This is a genomic window from Streptomyces sp. NPDC019443, from assembly GCF_044389785.1.
GTDB lineage: Bacteria > Actinomycetota > Actinomycetes > Streptomycetales > Streptomycetaceae > Streptomyces.
Genome location: NZ_JBIRYJ010000001.1, coordinates 1,098,150 through 1,123,487, shown reverse-complemented (window position 1 = coordinate 1,123,487; position 25,338 = coordinate 1,098,150). Strand labels below are relative to the sequence as shown.

Genomic DNA, 25,338 nt, shown 5'->3' with positions numbered 1-25,338 from the left:
ATGAGCACCACCGAGAGCTGGACCGAGGCCAATCAGCGCTATGTGTCGGCCTCGCTGGGCGTGCTGAAGCACATCGTGCGGACGTCGCCCGAGGAAGGGGACGGGGGCAAGGACGAGGACCTGCTCCGGCTGGAGGAGGAGCGCGTCGCCTCTCGGAACGCGATGCCGATGCCGTCCGCCCTCGACCGCATCGCTTCGGCCCTCGCGCTGTCCGGCTTCGAGCGGGACGTGCTCCTGCTGTGTGCCGGGGTGGAACTGGACTCCGCGGTGGCCGCCGCGTGCGCGACCGCCCATGGTGATCCGGTACGCCGGTACGCGACGTTCGGTCTGGCGCTGGGAGCGCTGCCGGACGCCCACTGGAGTGCGCTGACCCCGGCCGCGCCGCTGCGTCGCTGGCACCTGGTCGACCTCGTCCACCCGGAGGTGCCGACCACGAGCCCGCTGCGTATCGACGAGCGGGTGCTGCACGCCCTCGCCGGCCTCGCCTACCTGGACCCGCGGCTGACCCCGCTGGTCCGGCCGGTTCCGGCCCCCGAAGCTCTGCCGGCCGCCCTGGGGGAAACGGCCGGCAGACTGGCGTCGCTCTGGTCGGCCCCGGACACGCACCCGCACGTCCAGTTGTACGGCCCGCAGCGCTCCAACCTGCTGGCGGTCGCCGCCACCGCGTGCACGAGGGCGGGCCTGCACCCGGTGCGCATGCGGACCACGGGCCTGCCCACCACACCCACCGAACGCGAACTGCTCGCCCGGCTCTGCGAGCGGGAGACGGTCCTCGGCGCGGTGGCCTGGCTACTGGACGTCGACGAACCCGAACAGGCGGCGTCCGCCCTCGACTTCGCCGCCGGCACGGACGCCCCGCTCATCCTGCTGGCCCGCGAGCCGCTATGCGGGCCCGACTCCCGTCCCCACGGGATCGGGATCCCGGTCCCCCGGCTGTCTCCCTCCGACGCGCGGGACGCCTGGACCCACGCCCTGGGCACCGGCACGGCGCTACGTCTCAACAGCCGACTCGAGCGAGTGATCGGCCAGTTCGACCTCGGCGTCGAGGCGATGCGGGCCGCTGCCGAGGAGGTGGACCCCCGTCTCCCCACCGAAGCGGCGGGTCGCCAGTTGTGGGAGGCCTGCGCCGCCCAGGCCCGCCCGACGCTGGACGCCCTCACGCAGCGCATCCCACCACAGGCCACGTGGGACGACCTGGTCCTCCCCGCACCCCAGACCGAGGCCCTGCGCCAACTCTCGGCACACGCACGCCACCGCCTGCGCGTCCTCCACGACTGGGGGTTCGCCGAGCGCGGCGGCCGCGGTCTCGGCACGAGCGCGCTCTTCGCCGGTCCGAGCGGAACCGGCAAGACCCTTGCCGCGGAGGTGCTGGCCGCCGACCTGGACCTCGACCTCTACCGCATCGACCTCAGCCAGGTCGTCAGCAAGTACATCGGCGAGACCGAGAAGAACCTCCGCTCGGTCTTCGACGCCGCGGAAGCCGGCGGCGCCGTCCTCCTCTTCGACGAGGCCGACGCCCTCTTCGGCAAGCGCAGCGAGGTCAAGGACAGCCACGACCGCTACGCCAACATCGAGGTCAGCTACCTCCTCCAACGCATGGAGACCTACCGCGGCATAGCCATCCTCACCACCAACCTCAAGGACTCCCTCGACCCTGCCTTCCTCCGCCGCCTCCGCTTCATCGTCCACTTCCCGTTCCCGGACGAGGAGTTGCGGGCGGCGATCTGGCGCCGGGCGTTCCCCGACAGCACCCCGGTCGACGGCCTGGTCCCCGAGCGACTGGCGTCCCTCACCGTCACTGGTGGATCCATCGCCAACATCGCGTTGTCGGCGGCTTTCCTGGCCGCCGAGGATGACCTGCGCGTGGGGATGCACCATGTGCTGGCAGCTGCTCGTGCTGAATACGCCAAACTCGAAAAGGTCCTCACCGACACGGAGGTGCGGGAATGGATGCGACCGGACGACGACTCTATGAACCCGCAGTCGGGCGGTCAACGCCATCGAGTCGACTTCATCGATTCCCCGGGCCGATCCGAGAAGCACTGACGAAACCAGGTGAACCGCTGCCCTCGGCGGATCGTCACCGGATGTCTCAGCGTTTTGCCTGGGATTTCAGTCACGTGCAAGTGCACACGGATGCGACGGCCGCGGCATCCGCCAGGTCCATCGGCGCGGCTGCGTTCACCGTCGGAAACCACATTGTCTTCGGCGACGGCAAGTTCGCCCCATCCACACCCGCGGGAAACAGAGTCCTGGCGCATGAGCTCACGCACACAATCCAAGCACATCCAGGTCAGACAGATCCAGAGGTCGCCCCACCGAGCGATCCACTGGAGAGTGAAGCAGCGAACAATGCCGATCGAGTACACGACGAAATTCCACTGCAGATAACCCACAATGCTTCACATCGAATTCACCTTCAGTCTCAACAAGGGGACCAGGGAATCGAAATTCGCACGCCAACGGCAAGGGCGATCTATCTCGATGGAAACCTCATAGAGGAGGAGTTGAAGCGAGGAAACGAAAATGTAGCAAAAACCTTGAAAGGCCTCCTGTCCACGGCTGACGTGCGACTCTCGAGATGGACATATCGCGAATTGGTGGAACAGCCCGATCTCCCTCGGACAGCCGTGGCCAACAGGTTGATGATCGAAGAGCTCGTACAGCAGGGCCTGCGCGTGGAGGCCTCCTACCCGCCGCTATCGCAACGTGTGGACCGACGACTCGAGAACGATAGCCCCCGAGCGGTCACCTCGGAGCGCGACCTGCAACTCGTGGCGGCAGCGCGGGCCGGTGGCGGGGAAATCTGGAGTGTCGACAAGGTGTTCACCCGCAACGGAAAGGCAGTGGAGCAGCGTTTCGGAGTGAAGGTCGCCGCCGAGAGTGCGCTCGGGCCCGGGGGCACAGGGGCCAAGGACTATCGTGTCGCTCGACAACTCATGGGACTTGCCCCCATTGAGATCTCGGTGTCCGGGGCCATCCGCAGACCCGGCGGGACAGGAAACGGCTCCGACGGGACCAGCGGCGGACCCTTGTCGTCAGCCGAGGGCGGGGTGTCCACAGCCACGCCAAAGTCGACGCCCCCGGCTCAAGGACGCTTTACGGACGCGACAGGGCCTCGCGCGGGACAAGGCGCCACCCGGGCCTTGGTGGGCTCACCCGACATGTCTCCGCGGGTGGTCTCTGGGCCGTCACCGCGAGGAACCGCCATGGCGCAAGGGGCAGTCGTCGCCCTGCAAGGACTAAATTGGGCACTCAACGCGATCAATGACGCCATAGAGGCAGGCCGCGTACAGGCGGCTCTCGATCGGCTACAGCCACGCATCGCAGCGATACAGCGCCAGTCTCCGTCGCACGGCGTCCTGCTCGTGTTGTTCTTCGCACGATTCCAGCCCATGGCGGACAGCCCGCTGGTCCCCCCTATGGGGTTGACGCACATCGAGGTGGGATCCGGGATAACTCTGGATGAAGCACGCATCCAATGGCGTGAGGACGACCGATTGCGCGACACGACCCCCGGCCGAGAGGTCATCACTGAGGAATTGTGGATTCCCCCGCTGCAATCGGCGGAGGTTTCGTCATACCGTACGCCGTTCGGTAAGTTCGCATTGGCTACCTTCACTGCTGGAACACCCACTTTTCAGGATGTAAATTGGGGCGGGCTCACAGGGTTCGATGACGAAGGTATAACCAAACTGAGTTCACATCGAGAGGCAGTACTGAGATTCTTCCTGCTCCGCGTACCGAGTACGATTCAATTCTTCGCAGGCAGTTTGAACGACGTTTCCATTCCGATAGAGGATCGAACGGCTGCCACAGGGGAACTAATTCCTGTAGTCAATCTCGACCCAATCGTTCCAGGGGATGCCGCAGCAACTTGCGCATTCCCGGCCAACGAGTCGACCGCGACAGCATTTTCAGCTGCTCCAGCGATACACGACAATCACAGACAATTGGATAGATATCCCAACTTCGGGATGGTCCGATGGGTGCCTCCGGAGAATGTGGCCGTGATCCGAAAACTCTGAACCGACTCGAGCATCCAGGGCTGGTGACGATGGAGTGACGGGCGAGTGATGCGGCGCGGAAACCATCGTCCTCAGTGTGGAGTACCACAGAGAGGAGTACCCACTGTGCCCAGTGCGCTGACGTATCCCGGGGTCTACGTAGAGGAGATCCCCAGCGGAGTCCGGACCATCGTCGGTGTGGCGACGTCGATCACCGCGTTCATTGGGAGGGCTCCGCGTGGGCCCATGGACGATCCGCGGACGATCAATGGGTTCGGGGACTTCGAGCGGATCTACGGGGGGCTCTGGGGGAAGAGCTCGCTCGGGTTCGCCGTGCGTGACTTCTTCCTCAATGGAGGGAGCCAGGCGGTCATCGTCCGGGTGCACAAGGGCGCCAAGAAGGCCCAGTTGACGCTGCCCGACGTGTTCAAGCTGGAGGCGGCGTACGAAGGCTCTTGGGGGAACTCGTTGCGGGCCCGCGTCGACCACGACGTGTCCGAGGATGTGGCCAAGGGCTATGGGTTGGCCAAAGCGGACCTGTTCAATCTGACGCTTCAGGACATGGCGACCGGCGTCCAGGAAATCTTCCGCAATGTCACTGTCAAGGAGAGCCCGGTCAGGGTGGACCGCGCGCTGGAGAACGGCTCGGTGCTGGCGCGCGTCGTCGAACCGCTGCCGGACAGCATCCCCAAAGAGAGCGACGCGGATCTCAAGACGAAAGCCGCCGACGCTGACGAGGCGGTGAACAAGCCTGCCAAGGCGGCGCTGGCGAAGCCGCCGTTCGCGTCCAACACCGATCCTCGGTCCGTGGGTGTCGGTGCGGCCGACGCCGACAAGGGGAGCGACGGCGACACGCTGGATCAGAACAGCTTCACCGGAGACGGTTTCGAGAACGCCAAGAAGGGGCTTTACGCCTTCGCGAAAACCGACCTCTTCAACCTGCTGTGCATCCCGGGCTACACAGCCACCGACGATGTCGACACCGACCTGGTCGCGGTCGCGGCCCAGTACTGCGAGCGCCGCCGCGCGATGCTCCTGGTCGATCCGCCCTCCACGTGGAATACCAAGGACAAGGCGCGGGACGACGTGACCAAGGTCGGCACGAGCAGCAAGAACGCGGCGTTGTTCTTCCCACGTCTGCGGCAGCCCCATCCGCTGCGCGGCGGCCAGTTGGCCGACTTCGTGCCCTGCGGCGCGGTCGCGGGCATCTTCGCCCGTACGGACACCCAGCGAGGCGTGTGGAAGGCGCCCGCGGGGCTCGAGGCAACGCTGGTCGGCGTGCCCGAACTCTCGGTTCTGATCAATGACCAGGAGAACGGTGAGCTCAATCCCCGCGGCGTCAACTGCCTGCGCGACAGGCCGCCCGCCGGTCGCGTGATCTGGGGGGCGCGGACCCTGCAGGGAAACGACCAACTCGCCTCGGAGTGGAAGTACATCCCCATACGACGACTGGCCCTCTACATCGAGGAGAGCCTCTTCCGGGGAACGCAATGGGTGGTCTTCGAGCCCAACGACGAACCCCTCTGGGCGCAGATCCGCCTGAACGTCGGCGCATTCATGCACGACCTCTTCGTGCAGGGCGCGTTCCAGGGGAACACCCCGGCGAAGGCGTACTTCGTGAAGTGCGACAGCCAGACCACGACCCAGAACGACATCGACCGGGGTGTCGTGAACATCCTCGTCGGATTCGCGCCGTTGAAGCCGGCCGAGTTCGTGGTCGTCAAGCTTCAGCAGATCGCCGGCCAGATTCAGACGTGAGGGAAGTGAAATGGCCCAGTTCACCGTCAATCAGCGGCGATTCGACCCGTACAAGAACTTCAAGTTCCGGGTCAAGTGGGACGGCCAGTACGTCGCGGGCGTCAGCAAGGTGAGTTCGTTCAAGCGGACCACGGAAGTCGTGCGGCATCGGGAGGGCGGGGACCCGAGCAGCAGCCGGAAGTCGCCCGGGCGTACGGAGTACGAGGCCATCACCCTGGAGCGCGGCATCACGCACGACCCGCGGTTCGAGCAGTGGGCCAACAAGGTCTGGAACTTCGGATCGGGGCTCGGCGCCGAGGTGTCCCTGCGTGACTTCCGCAAGGACATCATCATCGAGATCCTCAACGAAGCGGGCCAGGTCTCGATCGCCTACAAGGTGTACCGCTGCTGGGTCTCCGAGTTCCAGGCCGTGCCCGACCTCGACGCGAACGCCAACGCCGTGGCGATTCAGCACCTCAAGCTGGAGAACGAGGGCTGGGAGCGCGACTACGAGGTCAACGAGCCCACCGAGCCGTCGTTCACCGAGCCGGGACCGTGATGGACAGTCCCGGAGGGTTCTCGCAGCGGTTGCTCGGGGCTTGGGAGCGCGGGGGCCCCCGGCCGGTGACAGGGCGGGCCCTGGCCCTGCTCGCCGCGGCGGAGGAGCACGCGGCGACCGACGACGAGCTCGCCGCGCTGAGCATCGGCCGTCGTGACGCCCTCCTCCTCGCCCTGCGCACCCGCTTGTTCGGCGATCGCATGGTCGCCCTGGCCACGTGCGCCTCGTGCGGCGAGTCCCTGGAACTCGACTTCTCCGGCACCGACATCACCCACCCGTCGTCCCAGGGCACGGACCCCCGCGTGAACGGACCCGTCACTCTGCACACCGACGGATTCGAGCTGCGTCTCCGTCTCCTCGACAGCCGGGACCTCGAGAGCATCACCGGTGAGGCCGACCTCGGCACCTCACGGGACGTACTCCTGCGTCGCTGCGTACTCGGGGCGCATCGGGGCGAAGTCGAAGTTGCGGTCGCCCACCTGCCCGCCGAGGTTCTCGACGCCGTCGACGAGTGGCTCGCCGCCACCGATCCGCAGGCCGATGTACAGGTGGAACTCCGCTGCCCCGGCTGCGCGGCGACCTGGCAGCAGGGCTTCGACATCGTCGGCTTCTTCTGGGCCGAGGTCGACGCGTGGGCACGGCGGACCCTGTACGAGGTCCACCGCCTCGCGGCCGCGTACGGCTGGCGAGAGGGCGACATCCTCGCCATGAGCGCGCCCCGACGCCAGGCGTACCTGGATCTGGTGGGCTCATGAACGGGCCGGGGTCGGGGTCGGGCATTGAGCGTGGCTTCGCGAGCCACCAGGCCGCGCGCGTGATTGATCCGGGTCGGCTGGTACGTCCTCGGGTGGTCTCCCTGTTCGAGCCACTCCCGCCGGACGACGGACTGTCGAAGGGCCGCCCGGGCACCGTCACCCCAGAGCCGATTCAGCCGCCGTTGCCATTACCTGTGCCGTCGCTCTTGCGGTCACCGGGTCAGCCGGCGTTGCGGTCACGGAGTCAGCCGCCGGTGCAGTCGACCGTGGGTCGGCCGAGTACGACGGATACGGAAGTCCCTGCTGCCCAGCCGGTGCCGGTAACCCTCCTCCCCTCGCCGCCGACACCGGAACCGCCCACGCCCGGCCCCGGGGGCGACGAACCCCCCTCACCCTCCTGGGAGCCGGAACAGGGACGAGAAAGAGAACAAGGACAGGTCCAGGTTCACGTACAGGAGCCAGAGTCTCTACCGGTGACGGCGTCCCTGCGGGAGCCGCACTCCCCGCCCGCGACGAAGTCCCTCCCCATGCCGGAGCACCAGGAATCCCCGCTCCACACCGAAGCTCTCGCCTCGACACCCACGATCCCGGTGCTGCCCACGCGCCAGCCCGCCCGACACCAGCCCCTGCCCCTGCCCGCGCCGGCCGTACACCCAGCCTTCACAGCCCCGCTCCGTGCACCCACCACCAACCCCACCGACCCCACCGCCACCGACCATCCGACGCCCCCCGAGCCTCCAGACCGCCGCCCGGCGCCCCCAAAGCCCCCCACCCCCGTTCTCATCACGCCCTCCGTCACCGCCACCCTCACCGCCCAGCCGACGCCCCCTCCCCCACCACAACCACCCCCACCCCCCGTCATCAACGTCACCATCGACCACGTCGAGGTGCGTCCCCCCACTCCAGCTCCCACACCCCCCGCAGCCTCCCTTCCCCCACCCCATCCCCACCGGCCGCTCCCAGTAATGACCATGACCGACTACCTCGACCGGCGTCGCGCACGCGGAGGGAACTGAGGTGAGGACCGTGCCAGAGAGCAAGGGACCCGAAGGCAACGAGCCGGAGATCAACCTCCGTATCCGCCACCTCGTACTGAACGGACTGCCGAACGGCCCTTCCGAGCAAGCCGAGTTGGCCAAAGAGATCGAGTCCCGGCTCGCCCGACCGCTCGGCACCGCCCTTCCACCCGACGTAGCCACGGCCCTCGTCGCACATGGCATCGCCGAGAGCGTCCAGCGGCGCGCGACCCGCGGGGAGGCCCCATGAGCGCCTTCCCCCGTTCTCCGCGCCTGTTGAAGGGCGCACTCGTGGGCATGGACCCCGCGAACCCGCTCGCGAGCGTGATCGTCTTCCAGTACAACCCGGAGCGGATGACACGTCGGCTCGAGGCGCGCTCCACGCGCGGGACCGGTGGCGACGAGGCGGGTGAACGTGCCGAGCCGTTCCGGTTGACCGGGGCGCCGCGGGAGACGATCACGCTCAACGTCGAGATCGACGCGGCGGATCAGCTGGAGAAGGCGGATCCGCTCGCCACGTCCTCCGGTATCTCCCCGGCGCTGTCGGCGCTCGAGATGCTGCTCTACCCGAAGAGTTCGGCCGTGGTCGCCAACACCGTGCTTGCCGAGCTTGGCTTCACCGAGATCATTCCTCCGCAGGCCCCGCTGACCGTGTTCGTCTGGGGACCCCAGCGTGTGCTGCCCGTCCGTCTGACCGGGTTCACGATCACCGAGGAGGCGTACGACACCGCTCTCAACCCCCTTCTCGCCAAGGTCGACCTGACGCTCAACGTCCTCAGCTATTCCGACCTCAAGCGCTCCGACCCGGGCTACACGCTGTTCCTCGCCCACCAGATCGCCAAGGAGATCAGCGCGACGGCGAACGGGACACGTGCCGTGCAGAACTCCGCACCCTTCCTCAAAATCGTCTAGGGGCCTCGTCATGTTCTCGGTGACCAGCCGCTACCGCGGCATCGACATCGCCCACCTGACGCTGCCCGACGGACGCGACACCGTCTACGTACGCCGTCGGTTCCTCCCGGTCGGCCCACCGGCGGCGGTCGTGGCGGAACACACGGTCGCGCAGGGCGAGCGGCTCGACAACATCACGGCGCGGTACCTCGGCGACCCGGAGCAGTTCTGGCAGGTCTGCGACGCGAACGGCGCCATGCGGCCCGGCGAACTGACCTCCCTGACCGGGAGGCGTCTGGTCGTACCGGTTCCGCAGGGAGGCCTGTGATGGTGGACACCGTCGTACGGATGCAGCTGCTGCTCGGCCCGACGGTCGTCCTGCCGGCGCCGTACGAGGTCGTCGACGCGCTGATCGCGGTGGAGGTCTGGGCCTCGGGGCGGCAACAGGACGCGTTCCGGATGACGTTCGCGCTGGGCAAAGACTCGGTCGTCGACTACGGCCTGCTGCGGGGCGGGTACTTCGACCCGCCGGCCCGGGTCAGTGTCGCCGTGGTCATGGGGGCCTCTTTCGAGGTGCTCATCAACGGCATCGTCACCGACCACCAGGTGGTGCCGAGCGACCGGCCCGGGGCGTCGCGGCTGATCGTCACCGGCGACGACCTGAGCTTCGAGCTCGCCCGGGACGAGCGGAGCGCGAGTTATCCGGGGCAGAGCGATTCCGAGATCGTCGAAAAGATCGTGACGGGGTACGGTCTGCGGCCGGAGGTCACGGCCACGCAAGACAGGCCGACCGACACACAGTGGATTCCCAACCAGCAGGGCACCGACCTCGACTACGTTCGCGGGCTCGCCCGCCGCAACGGATTCGTCTTCTTCCTGGAGCCGACCCGGCTGCCCGGTGTGAGCACCGCCTACTGGGGGCCGCAGCCGCGCGGCCGGGGCGGTCAGCCGCCGCTGTCCGTGGGCATGGGGCCGGACGCCAATGTCGACGGCCCGATCACGTTCGACTTCGACGCGGCCGGGCCGGCCGCTCCACAGGTCACGATCCTGGACCCGCGGACGGGACTGACCATCACGATTCCGCTGCCCGCCAACCCGCTGACCGCACTCAGCGGGAGGCCGGCCGCCGCACTGCGCACGGTGACCGCCCGGGACGTGGCCCATCTCGACCCGGTCCAGGCGGCGTTGCGCGCGCTGGCGACGTCGAGCGACTCGGCCGACGCCGTGAGCGGCCGGGGCGAGCTCGACGCCGTGCGGTACGGGAGGGTGCTGCGTCCGCGCCGTTCGGTGGAGGTGCGGGGAGCGGGGCGGGGCTATGACGGCGGCTACTACGTGCAGGAGGTCAGCCACCTCGTCCGGCGGGGCAGCTACCGGCAGAGCTTCGTCCTCAGCCGGGAGGGGCTGGGTGCCCTGTCCACCCGGGTGAGGCTCTCATGAACCGGAGGGGGAAGGCCATGAACGGGGGAACGCCATGAACGGGGACGGGCCCGCCTACTACGGCAAGTACCGGGGCGTCGTCACGGACAACTGCCTCCAGAGCGGCAAGAGCGATCCACAAGGCCGTATCCGCGCCAAGGTCGTCGACGTGTACGGCGAGGACAAGAGTCCCTGGGCCCTGCCCGCGGTGCCGTACGCGGGCAACGGGCTCGGGCTCTATCTCGTTCCTCCGGTCGACGCGCTCGTCTGGATCGAGTTCGAGCACGGGGATCCCCACTACCCCGTATGGAGTGGCTGCTTCTGGGCGGAGAACCAACTCCCGGCCACCACACCGGAGAAGAAGGTACTGAAGACGCCGGCAGGGACCGTCACGCTCGACGACTCGTCGAACTCGGCCGGTATCACTATCGAGACTGCACAGGGGCTGAAGATCACCATCGACAAGAACGGCATCGAGATCAACGCCGGGGCGAAGGGCCTGATCCAGCTCACCGAGAACAAGGTGTCCGTCAACGGCGAAGGCCTGGAGGTGACGTGATGGCCGGGTTCCTGCTGCACTCCGGCGCCACCGTCCAGTGCGCGCACACCGGCGGCGCGCAGCCGACCGCGTCCAGCCCGCGCGTCAAGGTCGCCGGACAGGCCCTCGTCACCCAGCCGACGTCGTACAGCGTCTCGCCCGACTGCAAGGCACCGCGTCCCACCGCGGGCAACGGACCGTGCGTCACGGCGCAGTGGACCTCCGGCGCGACCCGGGTGAAGTCCGCGGGCCTGCCGGTGCTGCTGGACGGCAGTGCCGCGACCTGCGTCCCGACCGGGACGGGGCTGAGCGTGATCTCGACCCAGCAACGGGTCAAGGGGGCCTGATGCGGCACATCGACCACCCCTTCCACATCGACGCGCGTGGCCGTACCGCGGACACCACGGACGAGGACCACATCCGCGACCTGATCGAGCAGTTCCTGTTCACGAGTCCTGGGGAGCGGGTCAACCGCCCGGACTTCGGCGGCGGGTTGCTGCGCAAGGTCTTCGAACCGAACAGCCCGGAACTGGCGACCGCGCTCGAATTCGCGGTCCAGGCCGGTCTGCAGCAGTGGCTGGGCGACCTCATCGAAGTGCGGTCGCTGGAAGTGACGGCGGAGGAGGCGGCACTGCGCGTCGTCCTTCAGTACGCGGTACGGGCCAGTGGCGAGGTCCGCCAGGAGACGCTCGTCCAGGGCGGTGTGCCATGACCGGTCACCCTCTTGAGTGCCGCGACGAGCGGCGCCGGACGGACCCCCGGATCAACGGGCTCGACCGTCTCGAGGTCAGCGAGGATCAGCTCACCCTGACCGTCTTCCTCCTCGGCAGGGCCCCGGCGGGGATCGACCAGGGCACCGTACGCATCGACCACCGACCGGGCGCCCGGGCCGTCCAGGTCGATGACGTCCGCGTCCACCACGAGGAGGACCCCGACACGGACGACTGCGTGATCGTCCGCGTGACGGCACCCGGCGACTACTACTCGACGTACACCTTGCGGCTGGTCGCGGCCGACGACCGGGGCAGGCCCACCGACCGGCCGCTGCCCGGGCTCGATCCGCGGTACGCGTGGCTGGAGTTCAGCTTCGAGGTCAACTGCCTCGACGGCCCCTTCGGCGGTCTGGACTGCAAGACCGAGCCGTCCTGCGACGAGCCGCTGCCGCCCGAGCCGGAGATCGACTACCTGGCCAAGGACTACGCGAGCTTCCGGCGGCTGATCCTGGACCGGCTCTCACTCGTGCTGCCCGAATGGCGGGAGCGGCACATCCCCGACCTCGGGATCGTGCTCACCGAGCTCCTCGCCCATGTCGGCGACCACCTCAGCTACTACCAGGACTCCGTCGCGACCGAGGCGTACCTCGCGACCGCCCGGCAGCGCATCTCCGTACGCCGACACGCCAAGCTGGTCGACTACTCCGTGCACGAGGGGTGCAACGCCCGTGTGTTCGTGCACCTGGAGACGGACGCCGACCTGGTTCTCAACCCCAGGCATCTGCAGTTCCTCGCCGTGCACCGGCCGTCTGAGGGCATTCCCGCCGTCCTCACGCCCGACGATCTCCAGCAGCTGCCGTACGGCGGATACGAGGTCTTCGAGCCGCTCGGCGACGATCCCGTCGACGTCCGGCGCGCCCACAACGTCATTTCCTTCCACACCTGGGGGAACCGCGACTGCCGACTGCCTGCCGGAGCTACCAGGGCGACGCTGCTGGACCGCGGGCGCCGACTCGCCCTGCGCGTGGGCGATGTGCTGATCCTCGAGGAGGTGAAGGGTCCGTGCACCGGGCGGCCGGAGGACGCCGACCGGTCCCGTCGGCATCCCGTCCGGCTCACCGGCATCGACGCGAGCGGTGTGGATCCGCTCTGCGAGCCGCCCGGCTGTCCCGTCGTCGAGATCGAGTGGGCCGAGGAGGACGCCCTGCCCTTTCCGCTGCCTCTGTCGGCGGTCGGCAAGCCGCCCGAGTGCGCGCTCATCACGGACATCAGCGTGGCCCGGGGCAATGTCGTCGCGGCCGACCACGGCCGGACGCTCCACCGGGAGCCGCTCGGCACGGTGGCCGCCGAGGAGACACCCATGGGCTGCGACGGCGAGGGGCGGCCTTCCGAAACGGCCGCCGTGCCACGGCCGTTCACACCGTCGCTGCGGCAGTTCCCGCTCACCCACCGCGAGCCGTACGCCCCTGACGCGCCCGCCTCTCGGCTGGCGGTGCAGGATCCCCGCCGCGCGCTACCGCAGATCACGCTGGCGCAGCGCGGAGACGCCGTGCCGCCGGGCGGCCGACGGTGGAGTCCTCGCCCCGACCTGATGGACAGCGGGCCGGCGGCCCGAGACTTCGTCGTCGAGACCGACAACGAGGGCCGCGCGCATCTGCGGTTCGGGGACGGTCGCCTCGGGTGGCGTCCGGAAGCGGGCACTCGTCTGGTGGCGGAGTACCGGGTCGGCAATGGACCGGCGGGCAATGTGGGCGCCGGGTCCATCTCGCAGTTGCTGCTGCGCGACGGGCGCGGTGACATCGGGGGCATCAGACCCGGCAACCCGCTCCCGGCCTCCGGCGGACAGCTCCCGGAGACACTGGACGACGTCAAGTCCCTTGCGCCGGTGGCCTTCCGCACCCGCCTCGAGCGGGCCATCACCGCGGACGACTACGCGACGCTCGCGGCCCGCGGTGACGACGGGGGCCCCGCGCGGGTGCAGCGGGCGGCGGCCGCGTTCCGGTGGACGGGCAGTTGGTACGAGGTGCTCACCACCGTCGATCCCCTGGGCCTGACGCAGCCCGACGAGGAACTGCTGCGAGTGGTGGAGCGCCGACTGCGCCGCTACCGGCGGATCGGCCACGATCTCGTCGTCGCCCCGGCCGCCTATGTGCCGCTCGACGTCGAACTGCGCGTCTGCGTGGAACCGGGGTTCGTCCAGGGGCGGGTCCGGGCGGCGCTGCTCGACGCGCTCGGCAACCGGGCGCGCCCAGGAGGGCGCCTCGGATTCTTCCATCCGGACAACCTGACCTTCGGGCAGGGCGTGGCGGTGAGCCGGCTCACCGCCACGGCGCTGACGGTGCCAGGCGTGGCGAGCGCCGAAGTCACCAAGCTGGAGCGGCTGTTCGCCGGTCCCAACGGTGAAATCTGCGACGGCATCCTGCGGATCGGCCCGGGCGAGGTCGCCCGGCTCGACAACGATCCCGCCGCGCCGGAACAGGGCCGACTCCTGCTGATACTGCGAGGCGGACGATGAGCGCCCCATGCCGTTGCGGAAGTTGCGGAGGCTGCGGCACCTCGGTCCCGACCGGGGTCGACGTGACCAACCAGCCGGGACTCGACGCCCTCGTCCACCGCATGGGCACCCACGCCTCGTTCTTCGAGACCATGCGCTCGCGGCTGGCCGCCCTGCTGCCCGACCTGCACACCCGGGACCTCGACGACCCGGCCATCGCCTTCCTCGACGCCTGGGCGGTCGTGGCCGACGTCCTGACCTTCTATCAGGAGAGGATCACCAACGAGGGCTACCTGCGTACGGCGACGGAGTGGCGCTCGGTCGCGGAGCTCGCCGCTCTGGTGGGTCACCGGCCACGCCCCGGGGTCGCAGCAAGCGTGTTCCTGGCGTTCACCCTCGAGGACGGCTACCGCGGGGAGATCCCGCCCGGCACCCGCGCGCAGAGCATGCCCGCCCCGGGGGAACTGCCGCAGCCGTACGAGACCGCGAACGCGCTGATGGCACGGGCCGAGTGGAATCTGCTGCGCCCCCGCCTCACCCGTCCGCAGGCACTGATGTCCGACCTGATCCCGGACCCGAAGGAGCCCGAGCCCGGCAAGCCTCCGCCGAAGGTGTACCTGGCGGGTACCCGGACCGGCCTCGAAGCCAACGACGCCCTGCTCGTGGTTCTGGCGGAGAACAGGGAGTCGCTGTTCCGGGTGGCGGCGGTGGCGCCGGATTCCGCGGCCGACCGCACGACGGTCGAAGTGACGCCCTGGGGGCGGGTGTTCGCAGCTCCCAAGGAAGGCGCCCCCGCCACCGGCACCCTCACCATCGGTACCCCCGCCACCGGCGAGCCCGTCGACCGGCTGCGCCGGATCATCGACAACGCACTCGCCCTCCAGGCGGGAGAACGGCCCGGCAGGACCTGGCGGGAGACCGCCGAGCTGTTGCGACGCGTGCGGGCCGGGCTCGACCACCCGGTCGCCCTCACCGATCTCCACGTCCTGCTGGAGCGGCAGGTCCTGCCGGTGCTGCGGGAGAAGCAGGCCGCGGCGGTCCGCAACAGGAACGCCGCCCATCTGCGCGCACGGTTCGCGGGCGTGCTGCCCCCGCTCGAATCGCTGGTGGCCGATCTCGCGAACCGCCCGACGCGGCTCCCGGGCTTCGGCGGCCTGGCCGAACTGGCGGGCGCCCTCGGCAAACCGGCCTCCGTACCGCCCTCCGACGCACGCCGCATGCCACGCAACCCGCGCGACACGTACGCCGCGACCGGTGACGCCGTACCCCGGCTGCTGGCGGCCGTCCGCCCGGAACTCGGCCCGGTCCTCTACGAGGCGTGGCGGAACCTTCCGCGTACGCCGCGGCCGACGGACCAGGTGTACGCGCTGCGGACGCGGGCCCGGCTGTTCGGGCACAACGCTCCCCCGCGCGCGGCCGAGAAGTTCACCGTCTCCTTCCCTCCGACGCACGGCAGCGAGGCGCTGCTCACGTTCCAGGTCACCGTCGCCGGGCACACCATCGCCGTCAGGGCGGCGACCGGCACCACGACCGTCACGCGCTTCGAAGCCGCCGCCGAGACGATCGAGACCACTCTGTCGGGGTTCCAGGAGCTGGGGCCGGCCCCCGTCGCGGTCGTCGTCCTCAAGCAGCGCCGGGTGACGGTGACGGCACATCTGCGCCCCTCCGCACCCCTGAACGTGGTCTGTGCCGGGAGCGATCCCACGACCGTGGTGCGCGAGGTGTCGGACGACGTGATCGGCGCGGTCGGCGAACCGCCCGATCTCAGGGTCAGCGGCGAGATCCAAGCGGAGTTCCCGCTCAGGGAGCAGCCGCGCACGCTCACCCTCGATGCTTCGTACCCGCAGATCCTGCCCGGCAGTTGGGTCGCGGTGGACAAGCCAGGACCCCGCACTCACGACAACCCGGTGATCGCGCGGGTCCTCGAGGTGCGTGAGACCACCAGGGCCGACTACGGCATCAGCACGGCCGGCACACAGCTGGAACTGGACAGGGAATGGCTCCGCCGGGACGAGAACTCGTTCGCCCTGGTCCGCGGAACGACCGTCCACGCCCGCAGCGAGCCGCTCCCCCGCGCGCAGGCCCCCCTCGATCCGGTCGCCGAGGCGATCTGCGGCGACCGGATCGAACTGGACGGCCTGTACGAGGGTTTGGAGCCGGGACGCCGTGTCGTCGTGTCCGGTGAGCGAACCGACGTCCCGGGCGTGACCGGGCTCCCGGCGGCCGAGGTGGCGCTGCTCGCCGGGGTCGAGCAGGTGGCCAGGGACGACCTGCCCGGTGAGACCACGCACAGCGTGCTCCGGCTCGCCAACCCGCTCGCCTACTGCTACCGGCGCGACACCGCGAAGATCTACGGCAACGTCGCCGACGCCTCGCAGGGCGAGACCCGTACGGAGGTGCTCGGCAGCGGTGACGCCTCCGCCGCGTCCCAGCGGTTCGGGCTGCGGCAGAGCCCGTTGACGTTCGTCGCCGCCGGGACACCGTCGGGGACCGAGAGCACCCTGCGTGTTCGCGTGGGTGAGGTCCTGTGGCACGAGACCGGGAGTCCGGCCGAGGCGGCACCCACCGACCACAGCTACAGCACGGCCACGGACGACGAGCGGCGCACGACCGTCCTGTTCGGCGACGGCCGTCGCGGTGCGCGCCTGCCCACCGGAACGGAGAACGTCGCCGCCGTCTACCGCACCGGTATCGGCCGCTCCGGCAACGTGCCGACGGGGCGGATCAGTCTGCTCGCCACGCGGCCCCTGGGCGTGCGGGAGGTCGTCAACCCGGTGCCGGCGACCGGGGGCGCCGATCCGGACGGCCGCGAACTGACCAGGCGCAACGCCCGGTTGGGGGTGACGGCGCTCGACCGGCTGGTCTCGGTCCGCGACCACGAGGACTTCGCCCGGACGTTCGCCGGGATCGGCAAGGCGGCGGCCGTACTGCTCTCGGACGGACGACGGCAACTGGTCCATGTCACGATCGCGGGCGCCGACGACATCCCGATCGCCCCCTCGTCGGACCTGTACGCCGGTCTCGTCCGGGCCTTCCACCGGTTCGGTGATCCGCAGCTGCCGGTGCAGCTGGCCGTGCGCGAACAGCTCGCCCTCGTCGTCGGCGGCCGGGTGCGGGTGGCACCGGACTACCGATGGGAGTCGGTCGAACCCCGGGTCCGTACGGCCCTGTTGGAGGCCTTCGGCTTCGAGCGGCGCGAGCTGGGCCAGGACGCCCTGCTCAGCGAGGCGCTCAAGGTGATCCAGGGCGTGGACGGTGTGGACTTCGTCGACATCGACACGTTTACGGCCGTCGACGAAACCGATCTCTTCGCGTCCCTCGCCCGCGACGACGGCCTCTACGGTCTGCTGCGGCGACGGCAGCGGGTCATCACGGAGCGCGCCCGCACCGACCGTTGCGCCACCGACCCGGCGCGCCGCGTCCGCCCCGCCCAGCTCGCGGTCCTCGACCCCCGGATACCGGACACGCTGATCCTCACGGAGCACACGCCATGACCGACCGCCTCTACGAACTGCTGCCCGCCCTCTACCGCAGCCGGGACGCCCAACAGGGAGAGTCGCTACGTGCGTTGCTGAGTGTCGTGGAGGAACAGGTCCGGCTGCTCGACGAGGACATGGCACGGATGTACGAGAACTGGTTCATCGAGACCTGCCAGGAGTGGGCGGTCCCCTACATCGGCGACCTCGTCGGCTACCGCCCGGCGCCGTCCGCCACCGGCCCCGCGGACGCCCGTACGACGGAGTTCCTCTTCCCGCGCCGTGCGGTCGCCCATGTCGTGGGCGACCGCCGCCGCAAGGGAACCCTGGCGCTCCTGGAGTCGCTGGCGACGGACCTGGCCGAACTGCCCGCCAAGGCGGTGGAGTTCTACCGCCTCCTGTCGGTCACCCAGCCCGTGCGCCTGCTCGGCACCGGCGACGTACTGCTGCGCCATCGGCTCCGGCAGGGCCGCACCGCCGATCTGCGCCGCGGTGAGGCGCTCGACCTCCTCGACGGCCCCTTCGACTCCCTCGCGCACACAGTGGACGTACGCAGGCCCTCGACCGCGGGCCGCCACAACATACCGAGCACCGGCGTCTTCGTGTGGCGACTGCGTTCCTACGCCGTGAGCCGAACGCCCGCGCTGTGTCTGGAGGACGAGGATCCGCACCGCTACACGTTCAGCATCCTCGGCAACGACGCCCCGCTGTTCTCCCGCCCCGTGACCGGTGCTGATACGCCCGATGAACTGCGCTTCCCCGCTCCCCTCCGCCGCAGGGCCCTCGCCCGGCGCCCTGAGGACCAGTACGGCCCGGGCAAGAGCTTCGAGATCCTCCTCGGGGACCCGGCGGCCCCGGTCCCGGTCGAGGACATCGCCGCCGCGGACCTGTCCTCGTGGAGCTACCGACCCCGCGAACGGACCGTCGCCGTCGACCCGCGTCTCGGCCGCATCCTCTTTCCGCACAAGCTCCTCAAGGCGGCCGACGCGGGCGTGACCGTCTCCTACCGGTATGGCTTCAGTGCCGACATCGGCGGTGGCGAGTACGACCGGCCGCTGTCGCAGCGTCCCGGCAGCGTCACCTACCGGGTGAGCGGGCAGCAGGAACTGCACCGGCGGCTCGCGCCGTGGCAGGACGCGGGGCAGCGGGACCGGCAGCCGGCGCATGCCGTCATCGAGATCACGGACAGCGGGGTCTACGACATCGCCCCGCGGGCGATCCGGCTGTCGGCGGGCCACAGCCTCCAGCTGAGGGCGGCGAACCGCTGCCGCCCCGTCCTGCGGCTTCCCGATCACCGGCCCGGACCGGACGCCCTGCGTTTCTCGGGAGAGGCGGGCAGCAGCGTCACCCTCGACGGTCTGCTCATCACCGGCGGCGCGGTGCGCGCCGACGGCGGGCTCGCCGACCTGACGATCCGGCACTGCACGCTGGTGCCGGGCTGGGGTCTCCATGCCGACTGCCGCCCCCACCGCCCGGCCAGGCCGAGCCTGATGCTGATCGACACCGACGCGCGGGTGGTGGTCGAGCACAGCATCACGGGCTCCCTCGAACTCGCCCACGACGCCGTACGGCGGGATCCCGAGCCCGTCCGGATCACCGACACGATCGTGGACGCCACCTCCAGCGAACGCTCCGCGCTGTGCGCCCTCGGTGGCGGTGTCGCCCAGGCCGTGGTCACACTGAATCGGGCAACGGTCTTCGGCGGCGTCTGCGCACACAGCCTGGAACTCGCCGAGAACAGCATCTTCGACGGCCGTATCGAGGTGGCGCGCCGCCAGTTCGGCTGCATCCGCTTCTGCTACGTCGTCCCCACATCACCGACCCCCCGGCGCTACGCGTGCCAGCCGGACCTCGTGGACGCCGTGACCGCCGAGCCGGATCGGGAGCGGGAGCGGTTACGCGTACGGCCCGTATTCGACAGCACCCGTTACGGAACGCCCGCGTACGGCAGGCTCTCCGCGACCTGCGCCGAAGAGATCACCCAGGGCGCCGAGGACGGCTCCGAAATGGGTGTCTTCCACGACCTGTACCAGCCGCAGAGGGCAGCCAATCTGCGTTCCGGGCTGGCCGAGTACACGCCGTCGGGCAGCGACGCCGGTGTCATCGACGCCGGCTAGGAGGAACTCATCATGGCAGGCGACTACTCCAGCGTCGGCTTCGACGTCTACAAGCACTTCAGCGGCGTCCTCATGCAGCAGGGCCGTGTGCAGCTCGACCGGGACTGGAACGAACAGGCCGACATCCTCCGCCATTTGCTGCGCTCCCTCGCCACCGATCTCATAGGGCCGCACGGCGGGCCGGGGACCGGTTTCGCGATCGGTGCACTGTCGGACGTCCCGCGCGACCTCACGATCGCTCCGGGCCACTACTACGTCGACGGCATCCTGTGCGAGAACGACGGCGTAAGGGACTCCTCCAAGTTCCCGCTTGTTCCCTACCGTTACAGTCGGCAGCCAGACCATCCCTCGCCTCCGGAGCTCGAGGCGAACGGCGAGTACCTCGTCTACCTGGACGTCTGGGAACGCGAGGTGATCGCCCTGCAGGACGACGACATCCGCGAGGCGGCTCTCGGCGGCCCCGACACCACCGCTCGGTCCAAGGTGGTCTGGCAGGTCAAGGCTCTGAGTGTGAAGGACGCAACGGACTTCGACCCGGACCGACCCGACCACTATCTGCGCGCGAAACTCCCGGCGAGCACAGGGCGCCTCCGTGCACGAGCCCGGCCGCAACGCACATCGGACGATCCCTGCATCGCGTCACCCGACGCCCGTTACCGGGGGCCGGAGAACCAGCTCTACCGGATCGAGATCCACCGGGCCGGCACGCCCGGTCAGGCCACCTTCACCTGGTCGCGGGACAACGCATCGGTGGTCTTCGCCGTCAGCCACGTGGCAGACCGCTCGGTGACGCTCGAGAGCCTCGGCCGCGACGAGCAGTCGTCACTTCGCCCGGGCGACCGGGTGGAAGTCCTCGACGACGACTACATCCTCCAAGGGCGCCCAGGCCCGCTGTTCCGAGTCGACGACGTCAGCACCGTCGACCGTTTGGTGATACTGGACGGAAGGCCCCCGCAGGCCGATCCCTCCCGCCACCCGCTGGTGCGCCGATGGGACCACCGCAAGCCCGACGGCGTGAATCTCGTCGACGGTGCGCTGCCCCTTCGCGCGGGAAAGTGGCTGGACCTCGAGGACGGCGTTCAGGTCTGGTTCGAGGCCGGAGGCACCTATCGCAGCGGCGACCACTGGCTCGTCGCCGCGCGCACGGCAACCGGCGACCTGGTCTGGCCCGGCCCGCCCGACCACCCGGAGTACCGCTCGCCGCTCGGCGTCCGCCACCACTACGCACCCCTGCAACGCATCGGCCTCGAACCGAACGGCCAGGTCAGACTGGGCAAGGTGTACCGGCGCACGATCACACCGGCGGCGTCGACGACGCCTTGACTCCGGTTGCACGTACGCTCACTGGACAGCCTGAAGGTGTAGGCGGCACCGCGGTCTGCGACACCCCTGTTCGGGGTGCAGACGGCACGTCGCCCTCCCCCAAGCGCTCGAGCCCGCCAAGAGCCAACCTCACCTGCCCGGCGGGACCCCTGCAAACTGATTACCCGTCAGTAGAGTTGGCAAAGGGTCAGCAAGAGAGTCTGATTAGACGTGGTCACAGGCACCAACACCTGAAACTCATTCTCCGCGGCAGAGTGGATCACTTCGAGGCCCGGGCACCTCGTGCCGCATGGCAGGTGAAGGAGCCCGCCACCCTCACCTCTCAACACCGAGGCCAGTGCCCATAGCTCCAGGTCAACGTACTCGTCCGCGCGGCTTCAGGGCCACCGGCGGGAGTTCGGGAGCCGGCAGTGGAGCGCCGTCGTACCCCTTCACCTCGCCGAAGCGGGCCCCCTCCATCCATGCCATCCGAGCCTCATCGATTTCCTCGTGCGACCGCCCGATGAAGTTCCACCACATGACGATCTCCTCTTCGAACGGCTCGCCCCCGAGGAGCATCAGCCCGGCGTCGGATTCGGCCCGCAGCGGGAGTTCCGTACGGCCGCAGCCGAGGTAGAGCATCGAGCCCGGCAGTACGGGCACGCCGTCGACATGGGCCTCGCCGGACATGGCGAGCACGGCGTACTCGAAGTCGGGGTCGAGCGGCAGGCTCGTCTCGGTCCCCCTGGCGAGCGCCAGATCGGCGCCGACGATCGGGGTGTACGTCGTCCCGGGCGAGGCGGTGCCGTCGAGGGCGCCGAGGATGACCGTGGCGGTCAGGCCGGGCGCGGTGACGGTCGGCAGCTCCGTGTGGTGCTGGAACTGCGGCTCGACGCTGCGGTGCGCGTCGGGGAGCGCGACCCAGAGCTGGGCCCCGTGAAGGAAACGCGCGTGCGGCTTGGGGCTCTCCTCGGAGTGGCTGATCGCGCGCCCGGAGGTCATCAGGCCGAGTTCCCGGGGGCGGATGGTCGCCAGGCTGCCGGTGCTGTCGCGGTGCAGCACCTCGCCGTCGTGCAGCCAGCTGACGGTCTGGAGGCCCATGTGCGGGTGGGGCGGCACCTGCATTCCGGGCTCGTCGGCGATGTCGTCAGGCCCGTAGTGATCAACGAAGGCCCAGGCGCCGACCATACGGCGGCCGAGGTTGGGCAGCAGTCGGCGGACCTCGGTGGACTCGCCGAGCTGGACGCGGCGGGGGTTGAGAAGTTCACGGACGGGCTCGGTGACGACGAAGCCACGACCGCCGCAGACGGAGAGGGCGGCCTGACGATCGAGATTGCTCATGGCGCTCAACCTATTCCCGTACGGGTGCGAGCCGGCAGCCCCCACGCCCCAAAGGATAGTGGAATGTTCAACCATCATTCGGTGTTGACGTGGGTGCACGCCGCAGGACGAGTCCTTGACGAGGAGGGCAAGTGAACGACACCTACTACGAGTTCGGCACCGCCGCCGATCGGTGGGACCGCGCACAGATGTTCTTCGACGCCAAGGAGTACATGACGGCAGCCCGCATTCTGGGTGGTCTCGTCGAGGAGGCGCCGGAGCAGATCGCGCCGCGTCTGCTGCTGGCCCGCGCCTACTACCACTCTGCGCGGCTGAGCAAGGCCGAGGCCGAGCTGCGCACCGTGCTGGAACTCAGCCCGGTGGAGCACTACGCGCGGCTGATGCTGGGCCGCACGCTGGAGCGGCAGGGGCGGCCCGAGGACGCCGCGCCGCATCTGCGGATGGCCGCGGTGATGTCCGGGGATCCGGTCCCGGACGGAGTCGCGGAAGGAGTCCCGGACGGAGTCGCGGAAGGCGGTGCTCGCCAGTCGCTGCCCGTCAGGTGAGCAGCCAGGCGATCAGCGACAGCGACCCCATCGACAGCAGCGTGGACAGCAGAACGGTATCCCTGGCGAGATCGGTGTTCAGCCGGTACTCGGACGCGAAGATGAACGCGTTCTGCGCCGTCGGCAGGCCGGCGCAGAGCACCACCGCGAGCAGCTCGCGCCCGCCGAGACCGAACCCCCAGCGCGCGAGCGCATAGGCGAGCAGCGGCTGGACCGCGATCTTGAGCGCGACCAGTACACGCCGTTCGGTGCGCCCTTCGGCGTCCGGCCGCTTCGCCCGCGCGTCCAGGGACATGCCGAGTGCGAACAGCGCGGCGGGCACGGCCGCGCCGCCGAGCATCTGGACGGGAGCGGTCAGTTCGGCGGGCAGCCGCCAGCCCGCCGCGGCGACACTCACCCCGGCGGCGGACGCCGCGATGATGGGGTTGCGCAGGGGCAGCCGCAGGATCCGGCCCCATCGGTCGCGCGCTCCGCGTCGCACGTCGAGATCTATCAGCACCAGGATCAGCGGCGTGATGAACAGCGTCTGGAACAGCGCCGCGGCGATGACGAACGAGGCGTCGTCGAGGACGTGTACGGCAATGGGGATGCCCAGATTGGCGGAATTGACGTACGCCCCCGCCATCGCGCCTATGGTCCGGTCGGCCTGACGCCGCCGGAAGACCCACCGTCCGAGCAGCAGGCCTACGGCGAACACAATGAGGAGGCTTGCCGCGAACACCGCGATGCCCGGGGTGGCCAGATCGGACACCTGTGACCTGGACAGCGTCAGGAACAGCAGCGCGGGCATGGCGAACGCGAAGGCGAACCGCCCCAGCACGGTCTGCGCCTGACCGCCGAGCACATTGAACCGCCCGGCCGCCCAGCCGACAGCGGTGATCGCCCAGATGGGCAGGAAGCCGGAGAGCACGGTCACGCGGCCAGCATGCCCGACGGCGATCATCGCTCCGCGACTGCCCCCGGCGGCCCGTGGCCAGGTGTGGAACCGGCGTACGCCCCACTGCTCGCCCCGCGGCAAGTGCACACCCTCGGCCGAAAAGCGCTCTTCCCAAAGCAGGCCTTGTCACGCTCGGAATTGGCGCGAACATTAAGAGACATGGCGATCGTTGTGCTGGTGGGGAGTCTGGACACCAAGGGCGAGGAGTACGGCTGGCTCCGGGACCGGCTGCTGCGGTTGGGTGTTGAGGTGGTGCTCATCGATGCGGGCGTCATCGGGGAGCCCCTCGTGCCGCCCGACATCCCACGCGACGCGGTGGCCGAGGCAGCGGGCGCCGACCTGGGACTGCTCCGGGAGGAAGGGGACCGCGGCGCTGCCGTGACCACCATGGCCCGCGGGGCCGCCGAGACAGTCCTTCGCCTCTACGCCGACAACCGGCTGCACGGTGTGCTGGCCATCGGCGGCAGCGGTGGCACCTCGATCGCGACCAGGGCGATGCGGGCGCTCCCGCTGGGCGTGCCGAAGCTGATGGTGTCCTCGATGGCCTCGGGCGATGTCTCGCCGTACGTCGGCTCCACCGACATCACGATGATGTACAGCGTCGTCGACATCGCCGGGATCAACACCGTCTCGGCACCGATCCTCGCCAACGCGGTGGACGCGATCGCCGCGATGGCCGACTCATTCGCCGCGGCGTCACGGGCTGTACGGCCGGCGGATCTCGGGGCCGGCGGCAGGCCACTGGTGGCCGCGACGATGGCCGGCGTGACGACACCGGGCGTCGACGCCGCCCGGGAGCGGCTCACCGAACTCGGTTACGAGGTCCTGGTCTTCCACACCAGCGGCTCCGGCGGACGGACCCTGGAGTCCCTCGCCGAACAGGGACTGTTCGCCGGCATCCTGGACCTGACACTCAGTGAGCTCGCCGACGACCTGGTGGGCGGCATCCTGACCGCCGGACCCGACCGGCTCCGGGCCGCCGGGCGCAAGGGCATCCCGCAGGTGGTGAGCCTGGGCGCCCTGGACATGGTCAAGTTCGGGCCGCTCGATACCCTCCCGGAGCGCTTCCGGGACCGCCAAGTCCGCGTGCACAACCCGTCCGTCACCGTCATCCGCACCACCGCGGCGGAGTGCGCCGAGCTGGGCCGCGGCGTCGCCGCGAAACTGCGGGCCGCCATCGGACCGACGACGGTGTGCCTGCCCCGGCGCGGGCTCTCCACGCTCGGCGGTCCGGGAGGCCCGTATCACGATCCGCACGCAGACGACGCGTTGTTCACCTCGCTCCGTGACGGGCTACGGGGCAGCACGACCGAACTGCTCGAATTCGATACCCACATCAACGATCCGGCCTTCGGCAGGGCGGCGTCCGAAGAGCTGCACAGGATGATCACCGCGCACCGGCCCACCGCGAGCGAGGACCGGGTGGCGTAACCCGGTACCGGGACCCGGGCGCGGCCGACGGATCGCACAGGCCGGATCCGCCACTGCCGCGAT

Annotated in this window: 20 protein-coding genes; 18 read left to right on the top strand and 2 right to left on the bottom strand. The window is 69.6% G+C overall.

Translation table 11 applies throughout. The annotated features are described in order from the left end of the window. The 16 genes from ACH492_RS05105 to ACH492_RS05030 all read left to right on the top strand — a co-directional run bounded on the left by ACH492_RS05105 (position 1) and on the right by ACH492_RS05030 (position 21,042). Entirely contained in the window at positions 1 to 2,046 is a 2,046-nt protein-coding gene (locus ACH492_RS05105; RefSeq protein ID WP_398982834.1) for an ATP-binding protein, read from the top strand. Further along, the gene (locus ACH492_RS05100) at positions 1,947 to 4,028 is read left to right on the top strand and encodes a DUF4157 domain-containing protein (RefSeq protein WP_398982832.1); all 2,082 of its coding nucleotides are present in this window, start codon (positions 1,947 to 1,949) and stop codon (positions 4,026 to 4,028) included. Before ACH492_RS05105 ends, ACH492_RS05100 begins: the two co-directional genes overlap by 100 nt. 105 nt (positions 4,029 to 4,133) lie before the next feature. Beyond that, positions 4,134 to 5,765, top strand: coding sequence for a phage tail sheath family protein (locus ACH492_RS05095; RefSeq protein WP_398982830.1), 1,632 nt, complete (start codon positions 4,134 to 4,136; stop codon positions 5,763 to 5,765). 10 nt (positions 5,766 to 5,775) lie between these two features. Continuing rightward, on the top strand, positions 5,776 to 6,303 hold the full coding sequence (locus ACH492_RS05090; RefSeq protein WP_398982828.1) for a phage tail protein: 528 nt from the start codon (positions 5,776 to 5,778) through the stop codon (positions 6,301 to 6,303). Positions 6,304 to 6,368: 65 nt separating this feature from the next. After that, a complete protein-coding gene (locus ACH492_RS05085) occupies positions 6,369 to 7,058 on the top strand; it encodes a hypothetical protein (RefSeq protein ID WP_398982826.1) in 690 nt (229 codons plus the stop codon). 1,026 nt (positions 7,059 to 8,084) lie between these two features. Next, complete coding sequence (locus ACH492_RS05080) at positions 8,085 to 8,324, top strand: hypothetical protein (protein ID WP_398982824.1); 240 nt, start codon at positions 8,085 to 8,087, stop codon at positions 8,322 to 8,324. Further along, a complete protein-coding gene (locus ACH492_RS05075; RefSeq protein ID WP_398982822.1) occupies positions 8,321 to 8,986 on the top strand; it encodes a hypothetical protein in 666 nt (221 codons plus the stop codon). The genes ACH492_RS05080 and ACH492_RS05075 overlap by 4 nt, the downstream gene beginning before the upstream one ends. Before the next feature lie 10 nt (positions 8,987 to 8,996). Then, on the top strand, positions 8,997 to 9,293 hold the full coding sequence (locus tag ACH492_RS05070) for a LysM domain-containing protein (protein ID WP_398982820.1): 297 nt from the start codon (positions 8,997 to 8,999) through the stop codon (positions 9,291 to 9,293). Further along, entirely contained in the window at positions 9,293 to 10,402 is a 1,110-nt protein-coding gene (locus ACH492_RS05065; RefSeq protein WP_398982818.1) for a phage late control D family protein, read from the top strand. The genes ACH492_RS05070 and ACH492_RS05065 overlap by 1 nt, the downstream gene beginning before the upstream one ends. A 34-nt stretch (positions 10,403 to 10,436) precedes the next feature. Further along, the gene (locus tag ACH492_RS05060) at positions 10,437 to 10,940 is read left to right on the top strand and encodes a phage baseplate assembly protein V (RefSeq protein WP_398982816.1); all 504 of its coding nucleotides are present in this window, start codon (positions 10,437 to 10,439) and stop codon (positions 10,938 to 10,940) included. Beyond that, positions 10,940 to 11,266: a hypothetical protein gene (locus ACH492_RS05055; RefSeq protein WP_398982814.1), complete on the top strand. Its 327-nt coding sequence runs from the start codon at positions 10,940 to 10,942 to the stop codon at positions 11,264 to 11,266. Before ACH492_RS05060 ends, ACH492_RS05055 begins: the two co-directional genes overlap by 1 nt. Next, positions 11,266 to 11,631, top strand: a complete 366-nt coding sequence (locus ACH492_RS05050; protein ID WP_398982812.1) for a GPW/gp25 family protein — start codon at positions 11,266 to 11,268, stop codon at positions 11,629 to 11,631. The genes ACH492_RS05055 and ACH492_RS05050 overlap by 1 nt, the downstream gene beginning before the upstream one ends. Next, complete coding sequence (locus ACH492_RS05045; protein ID WP_398982810.1) at positions 11,628 to 14,147, top strand: putative baseplate assembly protein; 2,520 nt, start codon at positions 11,628 to 11,630, stop codon at positions 14,145 to 14,147. The genes ACH492_RS05050 and ACH492_RS05045 overlap by 4 nt, the downstream gene beginning before the upstream one ends. Positions 14,148 to 14,209: 62 nt before the next feature. Further along, a complete protein-coding gene (locus tag ACH492_RS05040) occupies positions 14,210 to 17,620 on the top strand; it encodes a putative baseplate assembly protein (protein WP_398982808.1) in 3,411 nt (1,136 codons plus the stop codon). Beyond that, a complete protein-coding gene (locus ACH492_RS05035; protein ID WP_398982806.1) occupies positions 17,617 to 19,719 on the top strand; it encodes a hypothetical protein in 2,103 nt (700 codons plus the stop codon). The genes ACH492_RS05040 and ACH492_RS05035 overlap by 4 nt, the downstream gene beginning before the upstream one ends. Positions 19,720 to 19,731: 12 nt before the next feature. Beyond that, positions 19,732 to 21,042, top strand: coding sequence for a DUF6519 domain-containing protein (locus ACH492_RS05030; RefSeq protein WP_398982804.1), 1,311 nt, complete (start codon positions 19,732 to 19,734; stop codon positions 21,040 to 21,042). Between the two features lie 354 nt (positions 21,043 to 21,396). Here ACH492_RS05030 and ACH492_RS05025 read toward each other — a convergent pair whose 3' ends face one another. Further along, the gene (locus tag ACH492_RS05025; RefSeq protein ID WP_398982802.1) at positions 21,397 to 22,362 is read right to left on the bottom strand and encodes a pirin family protein; all 966 of its coding nucleotides are present in this window, start codon (positions 22,360 to 22,362) and stop codon (positions 21,397 to 21,399) included. Between the two features lie 131 nt (positions 22,363 to 22,493). On the opposite strand from ACH492_RS05025, the gene ACH492_RS05020 reads away from it, so the two are divergent. Beyond that, a complete protein-coding gene (locus tag ACH492_RS05020) occupies positions 22,494 to 22,907 on the top strand; it encodes a tetratricopeptide repeat protein (RefSeq protein ID WP_398982801.1) in 414 nt (137 codons plus the stop codon). On the opposite strand, the gene ACH492_RS05015 is transcribed toward ACH492_RS05020, so the two are convergent. Then, on the bottom strand, positions 22,900 to 23,823 hold the full coding sequence (locus ACH492_RS05015; RefSeq protein WP_398982800.1) for an AEC family transporter: 924 nt from the start codon (positions 23,821 to 23,823) through the stop codon (positions 22,900 to 22,902). The two genes, ACH492_RS05020 and ACH492_RS05015, sit on opposite strands and share 8 nt — an antisense overlap. A 180-nt stretch (positions 23,824 to 24,003) precedes the next feature. Between ACH492_RS05015 and ACH492_RS05010 the strand changes: the two genes are divergently transcribed. Continuing rightward, entirely contained in the window at positions 24,004 to 25,275 is a 1,272-nt protein-coding gene (locus ACH492_RS05010) for a Tm-1-like ATP-binding domain-containing protein (protein WP_398982799.1), read from the top strand. Positions 25,276 to 25,338 lie beyond the last annotated feature (63 nt).

What these genes read in the sequence shown, in the direction of transcription:
- ACH492_RS05075 (WP_398982822.1), top strand. Translation starts at nt 8,321, where the DNA reads ATGAGCGCCTTCCCCCGTTCTCCGCGCCTGTTGAAGGGCGCACTCGTG.
- ACH492_RS05035 (WP_398982806.1), top strand. Translation starts at nt 17,617, where the DNA reads ATGACCGACCGCCTCTACGAACTGCTGCCCGCCCTCTACCGCAGCCGG.
- ACH492_RS05100 (WP_398982832.1), top strand. Translation starts at nt 1,947, where the DNA reads ATGGATGCGACCGGACGACGACTCTATGAACCCGCAGTCGGGCGGTCA.
- ACH492_RS05065 (WP_398982818.1), top strand. Translation starts at nt 9,293, where the DNA reads ATGGTGGACACCGTCGTACGGATGCAGCTGCTGCTCGGCCCGACGGTC.
- ACH492_RS05105 (WP_398982834.1), top strand. Translation starts at nt 1, where the DNA reads ATGAGCACCACCGAGAGCTGGACCGAGGCCAATCAGCGCTATGTGTCG.
- ACH492_RS05050 (WP_398982812.1), top strand. Translation starts at nt 11,266, where the DNA reads ATGCGGCACATCGACCACCCCTTCCACATCGACGCGCGTGGCCGTACC.
- ACH492_RS05030 (WP_398982804.1), top strand. Translation starts at nt 19,732, where the DNA reads ATGGCAGGCGACTACTCCAGCGTCGGCTTCGACGTCTACAAGCACTTC.
- ACH492_RS05070 (WP_398982820.1), top strand. Translation starts at nt 8,997, where the DNA reads ATGTTCTCGGTGACCAGCCGCTACCGCGGCATCGACATCGCCCACCTG.
- ACH492_RS05045 (WP_398982810.1), top strand. Translation starts at nt 11,628, where the DNA reads ATGACCGGTCACCCTCTTGAGTGCCGCGACGAGCGGCGCCGGACGGAC.
- ACH492_RS05055 (WP_398982814.1), top strand. Translation starts at nt 10,940, where the DNA reads ATGGCCGGGTTCCTGCTGCACTCCGGCGCCACCGTCCAGTGCGCGCAC.
- ACH492_RS05060 (WP_398982816.1), top strand. Translation starts at nt 10,437, where the DNA reads ATGAACGGGGACGGGCCCGCCTACTACGGCAAGTACCGGGGCGTCGTC.
- ACH492_RS05010 (WP_398982799.1), top strand. Translation starts at nt 24,004, where the DNA reads ATGGCGATCGTTGTGCTGGTGGGGAGTCTGGACACCAAGGGCGAGGAG.
- ACH492_RS05025 (WP_398982802.1), bottom strand. Translation starts at nt 22,362, where the DNA reads ATGAGCAATCTCGATCGTCAGGCCGCCCTCTCCGTCTGCGGCGGTCGT.
- ACH492_RS05090 (WP_398982828.1), top strand. Translation starts at nt 5,776, where the DNA reads ATGGCCCAGTTCACCGTCAATCAGCGGCGATTCGACCCGTACAAGAAC.